The sequence below is a fragment of the Nocardia sp. NPDC004718 genome (assembly GCF_053601535.1).
Map to the genome: position 1 here is coordinate 1 of NZ_JBSGCA010000098.1, position 10952 is coordinate 10952.

A 10952-nucleotide genomic window follows, 5' to 3' on the forward strand; every position below is an offset into this window, starting at 1 on the left:
TGCGCGGCCGCCGCGTACGCGACGAAGGAGCAAGCGGCGGTCGCGCAAACGCGAGCCATTAGGGGCCGCGAACACGCCGCGACGAAGTCGCGGTTAAATACACTGCCAGCATGCGTCGCTATGTGGCCGCCATCGACCAGGGCACGACCTCGAGTCGGTGCATCGTCTTCGACCGGCAGGGGCGCGTCGTCGGCGTCGCCCAGCGGGAGCACGAGCAGATCTTCCCGCAGCCGGGCTGGGTCGAGCATGATCCCGAAACAATCTGGCGCAATACCGAATTCGTCCTCGGTGACGTTCTGGAGCGCAACGGCCTCGGCGCGGACGACATCGCCGCGGTTGGCGTCACCAATCAGCGTGAGACGACCGTGGTGTGGGACCGCGAGACCGGCCGTCCGGTGTACAACGCGATCGTCTGGCAGGACACCCGTACCGACCGGCTGTGCGCCGAATTGGGCGGCGCCGCGGGACCGGGCCGCTACCAGGATCGCACCGGCCTGCCGCTGTCCACCTATTTCGCCGGGCCGAAGCTGCGCTGGATCCTGGACAACGTGCCTGGCGTGCGGGAGCGCGCGGAGGCGGGCGAGCTGTGCTTCGGCACGGTCGACAGCTGGGTGTTGTGGAAACTCACCGGCGAGCACATCACCGACGTGACCAATGCCTCCCGCACTATGCTGCTGGATCTTCGTTCATTGCAATGGGATTCGGCGATCTGCCGGGAATTCGGCGTGCCGGAGTCGATGCTGCCGCAGGTGCGCAGTTCCTCGGAGGTCTACGCGCCGATCGGTGCCGGGCCACTGGCCGGGGTGCCGGTGGCGGGCATCCTCGGCGACCAGCAGGCCGCCACATTCGGCCAGGCGTGCCTGTCACCCGGCGAGGCCAAGAACACGTACGGCACCGGCAATTTCATGTTGCTGAACACCGGAACCACGCCGGTGTTCAGCAAACACGGCCTGCTCACCACGGTGTGTTATCGCCTGGGTGCCGCGGACACGGTATACGCCTTGGAGGGCTCCATCGCGGTCACCGGTTCGCTGGTGCAGTGGTTCCGCGACAATCTCGGCATCATCTCCTCCGCCGACGAGATAGAGCCGCTGGCCCGTAGCGTCGACGACAACGGCGGCGCCTACATCGTGCCCGCCTTCTCCGGGTTGTTCGCCCCCCGCTGGCGTCCGGACGCGCGCGGCGTGATCGCCGGGCTCACGCGTTTCGTCACCAAAGCGCACCTGGCGCGGGCGGTGCTGGAATCCACCGCGTTCTAGACCCGCGAGGTGGTCGACGCGATGCGCGCGGACGCCGAGTCCCAGCGGCTCGGACTGGAGCTGACCACGCTGAAGGTGGACGGCGGCATGGTCGCCAACGATCTGCTCATGCAGTTCCAGTCCGACGTCCTCGACGTGCCCGTTGTGCGCCCGGTGGTCAACGAGACCACCGCGCTGGGTGCGGCGTACGCGGCCGGGCTCGCCGTCGGCTACTGGTCGGGAACCGACGACATCCGCGACAACTGGACCGCCGACAAAACTTGGCACCCGACCATGCCGGAGGCGGAACGGGACGAGCGCTTCGCCGCGTGGAACAAGGCGGTCGAGCGCACGTACGGCTGGGTGGACTGACGGGCGGACCGGGCACGCTCCTCGACCTCGCGACGCGTCGCGCGGCACGGTCGTCACAGTAGACCTGCCACCGACGAACACCTACCCCGGCAGGGGCGAGGCAAGCGACGCCCCGCGCGAGCGAGACGACGACTACGCTCGCACGTCCGCGACATAATCGCGCGAACCATCCGGCGGCAATCGAAAGTGGTTGTCCCCGGATCTATTCACCTATCGCGCGCGCCAAGCGCTCGATCGCCTCACGCAGCGTCGCCGCGTCGGAGGTGGTGAAGCACAGACGCATCGAATTCCGGTGGCCGCCGGATACCGCGAATGCCTCGCCGGGGACGTAGGCGACGCCGAGATCGATGGCGCGGGGCAACAAGTCCACGGCGTCGGTCCCATCGGTGAAGTCGACCCACACGAACATGCCGCCCGCGGCGTCGGTGCTCACCAGACGGCCACCGAAGCGGGTGCACAGCTCGTCGACCAGGACACGCGCCCGCGCACCGTAGACCCGCCGGATCTCCTCGACCTGCCCGGTCAGCCAATCCGCATCGGCGAGCAGATCGGCGGCGATCTGTTGGGTCAGGGCCGACCCGCACAGGTCCGCGCCCTGCTTCAGCAGTTCCACACCCCTGCACACCGCGTTCGGCGCGGTCATCCAGCCCACCCGCAAGGTCGGCGCCAGAATCTTCGACACGCTCGACAGCCGGATCACGTTGGGTGAATACGTCGCGATCGGCTCCGGCGACGGCCGGTCGAACCACAGCTCGCCGTAGGGATCGTCCTCGATCACCCAGAATCCGAACCGGTCGGCGAGCTCGGCGAGTTCCTGCCTGCGCCGCGGGCTCATGGTGACACCGCGCGGATTGTGGAAATTGCTCACCGTGTGCACCACCGCGGGCCGCTCGCCACGGCCGAGCAGTTCGGCCAGCGCGTCGACCCGCATCCCTTCGGCGTCGAGCGGGACCGTCACGATGCGCGATCCGGCGGCCCGGAACACCTGCAAGGCGCCGACGTATGCCGGATCCTCGACCACGACGAGCGCGCCCGGATCCAGCAAAACCTCGGCGAGCAGCGACAACGCTTGCTGCGAACCGTGCGTGACGAACACCTCCTCGAGCGGCACCGGCCGCCCCAGCCGCCGCGTCTCCCGCGCGGCGAGCACGTCACGCAGCGGCCCCCACCCGGCCGATTCGGTGTACTGCAGTCGGGCGCGGTCCGCCAGCGCCGACTCCGCCGCCTGCGCGATCCGGTCTCGCGGCATCAATTGCTCGTCGGGCAGGCCACCGGCCAGGCTGATGACGTCGTCGCGCGCGGCTACCTTCAGCAGATCACGAATCGCCGAACTCGTCAGGCCCTCGAGACGCCGGGCCAGGGGTGGAGTGATCGCCGTCATGAAACCTCCGGAAAAGGACGCCACGGTACGCGTTGTCCTCACTGTTTCACATCGACTACCAAAATATGAAATTCTATTCTCATTATGTGAGATACCCCGAGGCATGGAACGGGCCGACGAACGCAACACGACTGGACCGACCGACTCACTTGCCCGACATGCACCCCGCCGCAGCCGCCCCGACGCGCAGCGACCTCTGGAGTGATCCGCATCACTCGATGGAACGGTATTCGCGCCGCCGCCGTCCAGATCCACGTAAGGATCATCTGACCGAAGGAACGAAAAGCCATGAAACACATCGCATCCGCGCTTGCTATCGGCGCATTGACCACCGGCGTACTGGCCTTTGTGGCGCCGTCGGCGAACGCCGCCCAGCCTGGTCAGAAGTGCACGGTTCCAGGAGCCACGGCGCAGGACTATGTGGACGTGGGCAACGGAGTCCAGCGCAAAGCGGTTCTCGGCTGCGTGCGCTCCGGCGGTGGGTACGTGTGGCAGGTCACGAACTACCTGCAGCCGGGCGTCAACGACGGCTGATCCGTCGTCCGCGGCCGCGGCGTGCGCGGTTTGCGCACACCGGCGGCCGCGGCGCACCCGTTCCACCACGCACCGCGTTCATCGCTGGAGCGAACCCCGGTAGCCCGACCTACTGCGAAGCAGACTCAATCGATCAGATAGATGAGGGTCCGCCCGTCCAGGGTCACCGTCGTGATCACCGGGAAGTACTGGGCCTCGGTGCCATCGGGATGGCGCTCGGTGATCTCGACGTTGAAGCGATCGGGAGTGATCTCCGCGATCCGCAGGCAATAGGCCGTGCCCCGCGGAATGTGCTGGTCAATGGTTTTCTGCAGGTCCGCGGGTGGCTCGACGTTCGCGCCCGGCGCCACGAATGTGTGCGCGCGGGTGGCGCTGCGCTCGGAATAGTAGGCATGCTCGAAGCCGAGAATCGCCCGGATCCCACTGCTCGTATCACCCGAACCATTGCCGAAGGTGACCTTGCCCTCGGTGCGGGTCGGGCAGTCCACCGCCGCGGTGCTCGGGCCGCTCGAAGCCGCCGTGCCGTCCTGGTCCTCATCGCTGCCGCTGGTTACAACGATGGTCACGGTCAGCGCGATCAGCGCCACGACCGCCGCGACCGCACCGAGCACGATCCACCGCGTCGAGGAGCCCTTGCGCCGGACGGGCGCCGGTGCCGTGGGGACGCGCAGCGCCAGCCGCATGGCGATCGGGTCCTCGGCCCAGGACAGACCCGATTCGGACGGCGCGGGAGGCTTCGGCACGCCACCCTCGGCGGTCGGCTGGTTCCACCAGGATTCCTGCGGCGCGCCGTCTTCGGGCTGCGGGCGCTCGGCGCCGGAAGAAGGCTGCTCGGGCGTGGCGGAGGCAGGTCCGGCGTAAGCCGTGGAATCCGGCGCGCGGAACCGCGACGGCAGTGCGGGTGTCGTTTCCGGCTCGCCCGCGGGCCGCCAAGTCAGTTCCGGGTGATCGGTGGGCTGCTGCGGCACTTGCCAGCGCGGGCCGGTGTCGGCCCCCATCGGCGGACCGAATTCCGAAACAGGCGGACCGAATTCCGAGACGGGCGGTCCGAATTCGGAAACCGGCGGACCGAATTCCCCCAACGGCGGACCGAACTCCGAACCGGACTGGTCGGATTCGTTCTCCCTCGCGTCACCCTCGGAGGTCACACCCAATCCTTTCCCGGACACACAAGCGGGGCGGCCGCGAACGACCGCCCCACCCGTCGAAACAGCACGTGTCAGTACTGGAGTGAACCACCCCACTGGGTGGTGACACCACCCACGTCGACGGTCTGCGGAGCGAAATCGCCCGGCTGAAGCGGAAGCTTAACCTGTGCGGCGGCATCCAGGGCGGCCGATCCGCCCGGCTGCTCCCGGATCCAGTCCTCCACCGCGGCCTTGGCCTGGTTCAGCTGGGTGGTGTCGAACACCGTGGTGGTGTTGTTCGCGGCCAGGCCCTCGCCACCGGTGTAGGTGGTCAGCTTGACCGTGTTCTTGTCGACGAACTCCACCGAGACGCCCGCTTCACCCGAGCCGGTCGGCGTGCGGTAGCCGATGGTGCCGACGTAACCGGCCTCGTTGCTGAAGTGGTGGGTGTTGGCCACGTGGCCCGGCAGGACGGTGCCGCCGTCGATGTTGGCGCCGATCTCCGCGTGCGGGCCGGTCATCTCCACGACCGGCGCCGCCGGGGCCGCCTCCATACGCGGGGCCTGCCAGCGCGGCTGCGCCTGCGGCTGCACCAGCGTGGAGCTCTCCGGCTGCCGCGCCTGGGCGTTGTCGTTCTGCGTGCCCAGCTGCGGAGTGGTCTGCTGCCCCGGCTGCGGCGCGGCCTGCTGCTGGCCCGGCTGTGGCGCCGCCTGATCCGGCACGACCGCGGGCAGCGGATCGCTCGGCTTCTGCTGACCGGGGACCGGCAGCGGCGCGACGCGCGGCGGGGTCACGCCCGGCTGGGTCGGCTTGGCCAGCTTAGGGTCTTTCTGGTCCGGCGCGGCATGATCCGACTCCGGGGTGGTGACGCCTGGCTGGCTCGGCGTGGGCTTGCTCTCCGGCTTCTGCGGATCCTGCTTGGATTCCGGCTTGTTCGGCTCCGGCTGAGTGGTCTCCGGGGTGCTCGGCGACTCGTTCACGCCCGGCTGCGTCGGAGCAGGCGTCGGCGGAGTGGTCGGATCGTTGGGAGCCGCCCCCGCCGGCGCAGCGAAGAGAGTGGCCACGGCAGCCGCTGTGGCCAGTGGCAACGAGGTGCTCGCCATCGCTCGCTGCGCCCGACTCGGCTTACGATGTTTCACTTTTCGCAATTCCCTTCCCGGGGCGGCCCGGCAGGCCGCATTCAGTTGTCCCTGGGTGAGACGCCTGACCGTCGAACGACCCGGGCCGTTCGGTCGTGCCGATTCGGAAAGGACCCATCCCCCCACACCGAACTCCGCGACCGTCCTTCGATCGCATCTCTGCCGAGAGTGAACCACATGTGCGCATATTGGGCAACGCAGTGAATAGCCAAGGGTGGCAAGAGCGCCCACGTCCCGCGCCCGCACCGAGTTCACCGGGCCTGATGTCCGGGATCGGACACGGCACCGGATGCGCCGAACCGAGCTCAGTCCAGGTCGTCGTGTCGCATCAGCAAACGCGCCGCCTCGGTCACCGAACCGGTGAGCGACGGGTACACCGAGAAGGTCTGGGCCAGGTCGTTGACCGTCAGGTTGTTCTGCACCGCAAGGGCGATCGGCAGGATCAGTTCCGAGGCGATCGGCGCGACGACGACACCGCCGATCACCACGCCGGTCGCGGGGCGGCAGAAGATCTTGACGAAACCGCGGCGCAGCCCGGACATCTTGGCGCGCGGATTCGTGTTCAGCGGCAGCATCACCGTGCGCGCGGGCACCTCACCATTGTCGATCGCGGTCTGGCTGACGCCGACGGTCGCGATCTCCGGCCGGGTGAACACCGCGGAGGCAACGGTCTTCAGACGGATCGGGCTGACGCCTTCCCCGAGCGCGTGGTACATCGCGATGCGTCCCTGCATCGCGGCCACCGAGGCCAGCGGCAGCAGGCCGGTGCAGTCCCCCGCGGCGTAGACGCCCGGCACCGACGTACGCGACACGCGGTCCACCCGCAGATAGCCACCGCGGTCGAGTTCGATGCCGACTTTCTCCAGCCCGAGGCCCGTGGTGTTCGGTGTCGAGCCGACGGTCATCAGCGCGTGCGAGCCGGACACGGTGCGCCCGTCGGAAAGCTTGACCACGATGCCGTCGGCGGTGCGCTCAACGGCGTCGGCGCGCGCGTGCTTGACCAGTTCGACGCCGCGCTCGGCGAGCGCGTCCTCCAGCACGAGCGCCGCGTCGGCGTCCTCGCCGGGCAGCACGCGGTCGCGGCTGGAGACCAGCTTCACCCGCACGCCCATCTCGGTGTAGGCGGAGACGAACTCCGCACCCGTCACACCGGAACCGACGACCACCAGGGTCTCCGGCAGCTCTTCGAGGTCGTAGAGCTGCCGCCAGTTGAGGATCCGCTCACCGTCCGGTTCCGCGCCCGGCAGCACCCGCGGGCTCGCGCCGGTCGCGATCAGCACGACCTCGGCCTCGATGATCTGCTGCGCGCCGTCGGCCAGCTTGGCCAGCACGCGGTGCGCGGCCAGGCCGCTGCCCGGATCGATCAGCTCGCCGTATCCGGCCAGCACGGTCACCCCGACGGTCTGCAGTTTCGAGCGGATGTCGGAGGACTGCGCCAGCGCCAGCGCCTTGACGCGCCCGTTCACCTCGGACAGCTGCACGTGCGCCTGGGCCGGATCAAGGGTGATGCCAAGATCGCGAGCGCGGCGCAGGTCGGTGCGCACGCCGGTCGAGGCGATGAAAGTCTTGGAGGGAACGCAGTCCCACAGCACGCACGCTCCGCCGATGCCGTCGGAATCGACCAGTGTCACCGACGCTCCGTGCTGGGCGGCTACCAGGGCCGCCTCATAGCCGGCCGGTCCGCCACCGATGATCGCGATGCGGGTCATTGGATACCTCCGCTCGTGCTTCGCGCCGGGATCTCCGGCACGGGTAAACGTTATCCGGCAACCACCTCGCACTATCGACCGCGTTACCGGTGCGCGACAGTTCCCCGCCGGGCGGCGCGCCGCAGGTGCGGCAATCGAACGCGGTCTGCGAAGGTTATTGGCTACCCTTTGCTGGTGCCGATCTATGCCGCCTATGGGTCCAACATGGACTCGACGCAGATGCTCGAGCGCTGTCCGCACTCCCCCATGTCCGGGACGGGCTGGTTGGAGGGCTGGCGGCTCACCTTTGCCGGTGACGACATCGGCTGGGAAGGGCCTCTCGCGACGGTCGTCGAGGATCCCGGTTCCCGGGTGTTCGTCGTGCTCTACGACGTGTCCCCGGAGGACGAGCAGCGGCTGGATCGCTGGGAGGGCTCTGACTTCGGCATCCACAAGAAGATCCGCCTTCGCGTGACCCGCAACGGTGACGGTGGCGATCCCACGCTGGCCTGGCTGTACGTGCTGGATGCCTATGAGGGCGGCCTGCCCTCCGCCCGCTACCTTGGCGTGATCGCCGATGCTGCCGAAAAGGCCGGTGCGCCAGAGGATTACGTGCACGCGCTACGCACCCGCAACAGCCGCAACGTCGGCCCTGGCAACTTCGGCTGACCAGGCACCTCGACGGAACGACAGCGGCGTGGCCGGACCCTCGGGCCTGCCACGCCGCTACCGGTGTGACGAAGAACTCAGCTCGCGCCGAGCGCGAGGTTGCTCAGCACCCGGACGCCGACTGCGAGCGCCCGCTCGTCGATGTCGAAGGTGGGCTGGTGCAGATCCAGCTGCTCCCCCTCGCCGGACCAGACGCCCAAGCGCGCCATCGCGCCCGGCACCTCCTCCAAATACCAGGAGAAGTCCTCGCCGCCGCCGGACTGCGGAGTGTCGGCCAGCGCGTCGGGGCCGAGTGCGCGAATGGCGTCCTCGAAGATGCGGGTGGAGTGCTCGTCGTTGACCACGGGCGGCACGCCGCGCCGGTAGTTCAGCTGGTAGCGCACGCCTGTCGGGGCGAGCAGGCCGTCGACGATCTCCCGCACCATCGGCTCCAGCAACGACCAGGTCGCGTGGTCTCCGGTGCGGATGGTGCCGGTGAGCATGCCGGTCTGCGGAATGGCGTTCGGCGCCTTCCCCGCGCTCACCGCGCCCCACACCATCACGGTGCTGGTGCGCGGGTCGATGCGGCGGCTGAGCAGGCCGGGCAGGCCCGTGATGACCGTGCCGATGGCGTAGACCAAGTCACTGGTCAGGTGCGGACGCGAGGTATGGCCGCCGGGCGAGTCGAGCACCAGCTCGATGGTGTCGGCGGCGGAGGTGATCGCGCCGACGCGGATGCCGATCCGGCCGACCTCCAAGCGCGGGTCGCAGTGCAACGCGAAGATTCGCTCCACCCCGGTCATCGCGCCTGCGGCGACCACGTCGATCGCGCCCCCCGGCATGACCTCCTCGGCGGGCTGGAAGACCAGCCGCACGCCGACCGGCAGCTCCGGCACCTCGGCCAGCGCCAGCGCCGTGCCGAGCAGGATGGTGGTGTGCGCGTCGTGGCCACAGGCGTGCGACACGCCGGGGACCGTCGACGCGAAGGGCAGTCCGGTGAACTCCTGCAGCGGCAGCGCGTCCATGTCGGCGCGCAGGCCGACCCGCGGTCCGTCCGGTCCGAGGTCACAGATCAGGCCGGTGCCGCCGGGCAGCACCTGCGGCGTCAATCCCGCCTTGGTCAGCCACGCCGAGACGAACTCGGTGGTGCCGAACTCGGTACGGGACAGTTCCGGGTTGGCGTGGATGTGCCTGCGCCACTGGACGAGGTCGACCGTGTGATCGGCCAGCCACGACTCCACCGCTTCCCGCCCTGATCCCCCGGTTTCCGACACTGCGGAGCTGCCGGGGCCCTCCGTGGCCACACCGATGCCCGCTGCCGGGCCCGTCGCCGGCGCCGCAGAACGGCCGGTTGTGCTCACCGAATGTCCTCCTGTCGTTGAACTAGCCGTTGCAACAACCTGTCTCTATGGATGTCATCGCGGGCGACGGCGATTGCGGTACGCGTGAGCGCGAGCGCGCCGTCGAGGACCGCACGATCCGCCGAGGCGTTGACGCTGGCCGCGGCGAAGCCTGGCTGATGTGTCACCGCACCACCGGCGTCAATGCCGATGACCGGGTGAATGCCCGGAATGACATTGGTGACGTTTCCCATGTCGGTGCTGCCCAGCGGCCGCTGCGCCTCGAACTCCGGAGCGAGCGGCACGCGTCCCAATCCGGTGAGCTGCTCGCGATAGACGAGCAACAAGTCCGGATCCGGGGTCAGCTCGGTATACGTCGGCGCGAGCGTCCGGATTTCGTGGGTGCAGCCGGTCGCGAGGGCGCCCGCCTCGAAGCAAGCCGACGCTCGTCGCATCAGATCGTCGAGGGATGCGGAGTCGACTGCGCGTAGGTAATACAGCAGTTCCGCACGTCCGGGCACGATGTTGGGAGCTACGCCACCGTCGCCGACTATACCGTGCAGTTGCTGGCCGGGCAGGAAATGTTGCCGCAGCAACCCGAGGGCCACCTGCGCGACGGTGACCGCGTCGCCCGCGTTGCGGCCCTGCTCCGGCGCCGCGCTCGCGTGCGCCTCGCGCCCGTGGAAGACCACCGACACGTCGGCCAGAGCCAGCGAGCGGGCGCCGACGATGTCGAGCGGCCCCGGATGCACCATCATCGCCATCGCGACGTCGTCGAACACGCCGCGTTCCAGCATGAGCACCTTGCCGCCGCCGCTCTCCTCGGCCGGTGTGCCGAATACCAGCACGGTGAGATCCAGTTCGTCCGCGACCTCGGCGAGACCGAGCGCCGCGCCCACCGCGGAGGCGGCGATGACGTTGTGCCCGCAGGCGTGGCCGATCTCGGGCAACGCGTCGTATTCGGCGCAGATGCCGACGGTCAGCGCGCCGCTGCCGTAGCGCGCGCGGAAGGCCGTTGGCAGCTCGGCCACGCCCCGCTCGATCTCGAAACCGCGCCCGGCCAGCGGCGCGATCGTCTTGGCGACGCTGCGGGTCTCCTCGAACGCCAGCTCCGGTTCCTCGTGAATCGCGTGCGAGAGCGCGATCAGCTCGGCGGACGCGGCGCGGATGGCGGCGTCACCGCGAGCGGTGGCGTCGACCTCGCAGACTGCGTTGCCGTCGTGCTGCGCTTCCTGGCGCCCGCTGCGAGATGGTGGCATGCAACACAGTCTCGCACTGTGTTCGATTTGCCGCGCTTTCGCGCGGCGTGTTCGCGGCTGGGTTGGTTTTGGCCGCGACTTCGTCGCGGCGTGTTCGCGGCCCCATTGTGGCTCGCGTTTGCGCGGCCGCCGCTTGCTCCTTCGTCGCGTACGCGGCGGCCGCGCAAACGCGAGCCGGGCCGCGAACGGCGCATGCTCGGTCTCGCTTCGCTCGAAAGACGTGGTT

The 10952-nt window shown here is 69.1% G+C and carries 8 protein-coding genes and 1 pseudogene; 3 read left to right on the forward strand and 6 right to left on the reverse strand.

The features are described from left to right. The first annotated feature begins 110 nt into the window (after positions 1-110). Positions 111-1610 (forward strand): annotated as a pseudogene (gene glpK / locus ACWEH3_RS34885) (glycerol kinase GlpK). Between the two features lie 202 nt (positions 1611-1812). Here glpK and ACWEH3_RS34890 read toward each other — a convergent pair. After that, positions 1813-2991, reverse strand: a complete 1179-nt coding sequence (locus ACWEH3_RS34890) for an aminotransferase-like domain-containing protein (protein ID WP_450026261.1) — start codon at positions 2989-2991, stop codon at positions 1813-1815. Positions 2992-3279: 288 nt separating this feature from the next. Here ACWEH3_RS34890 and ACWEH3_RS34895 point away from each other — a divergent pair, with 288 nt between their 5' ends. Next, positions 3280-3525 carry a hypothetical protein gene (locus ACWEH3_RS34895; protein WP_355081363.1) on the forward strand — a complete coding sequence of 82 codons (246 nt, stop codon included), beginning with the start codon at positions 3280-3282 and terminating at the stop codon, positions 3523-3525. Positions 3526-3650: 125 nt separating this feature from the next. On the opposite strand, the gene ACWEH3_RS34900 is transcribed toward ACWEH3_RS34895, so the two are convergent. The 3 genes from ACWEH3_RS34900 to ACWEH3_RS34910 all read right to left on the reverse strand — a co-directional run bounded on the left by ACWEH3_RS34900 (position 3651) and on the right by ACWEH3_RS34910 (position 7500). Continuing rightward, entirely contained in the window at positions 3651-4673 is a 1023-nt protein-coding gene (locus ACWEH3_RS34900; protein WP_450026258.1) for a hypothetical protein, read from the reverse strand. A gap of 71 nt (positions 4674-4744) precedes the next feature. After that, positions 4745-5632 (reverse strand): hypothetical protein, encoded by an 888-nt coding sequence (locus ACWEH3_RS34905; protein WP_450026256.1) that lies wholly within the window; start codon positions 5630-5632, stop codon positions 4745-4747. 464 nt (positions 5633-6096) lie between these two features. After that, positions 6097-7500, reverse strand: a complete 1404-nt coding sequence (locus ACWEH3_RS34910; RefSeq protein ID WP_450026254.1) for an NAD(P)H-quinone dehydrogenase — start codon at positions 7498-7500, stop codon at positions 6097-6099. A gap of 174 nt (positions 7501-7674) precedes the next feature. On the opposite strand from ACWEH3_RS34910, the gene ACWEH3_RS34915 reads away from it, so the two are divergent. Next, positions 7675-8148 (forward strand): gamma-glutamylcyclotransferase, encoded by a 474-nt coding sequence (locus ACWEH3_RS34915; RefSeq protein WP_195088143.1) that lies wholly within the window; start codon positions 7675-7677, stop codon positions 8146-8148. 77 nt (positions 8149-8225) lie between these two features. Here ACWEH3_RS34915 and ACWEH3_RS34920 read toward each other — a convergent pair whose 3' ends face one another. Together ACWEH3_RS34920 and ACWEH3_RS34925 are read right to left on the reverse strand one after the other, a co-directional pair. After that, the gene (locus ACWEH3_RS34920) at positions 8226-9368 is read right to left on the reverse strand and encodes a M20 family metallopeptidase (protein WP_450026263.1); all 1143 of its coding nucleotides are present in this window, start codon (positions 9366-9368) and stop codon (positions 8226-8228) included. A gap of 116 nt (positions 9369-9484) precedes the next feature. Continuing rightward, positions 9485-10726 carry a M20 family metallopeptidase gene (locus ACWEH3_RS34925; protein ID WP_450026252.1) on the reverse strand — a complete coding sequence of 414 codons (1242 nt, stop codon included), beginning with the start codon at positions 10724-10726 and terminating at the stop codon, positions 9485-9487. Positions 10727-10952 lie beyond the last annotated feature (226 nt).

Bases quoted from the DNA above. Each gene is read 5' to 3' on its own strand.
- ACWEH3_RS34895 (WP_355081363.1), top strand. From the start codon at position 3,280: ATGAAACACATCGCATCCGCGCTTGCTATCGGCGCATTGACCACCGGC.
- ACWEH3_RS34925 (WP_450026252.1), bottom strand. From the start codon at position 10,726: ATGCCACCATCTCGCAGCGGGCGCCAGGAAGCGCAGCACGACGGCAAC.
- ACWEH3_RS34890 (WP_450026261.1), bottom strand. From the start codon at position 2,991: ATGACGGCGATCACTCCACCCCTGGCCCGGCGTCTCGAGGGCCTGACG.
- ACWEH3_RS34910 (WP_450026254.1), bottom strand. From the start codon at position 7,500: ATGACCCGCATCGCGATCATCGGTGGCGGACCGGCCGGCTATGAGGCG.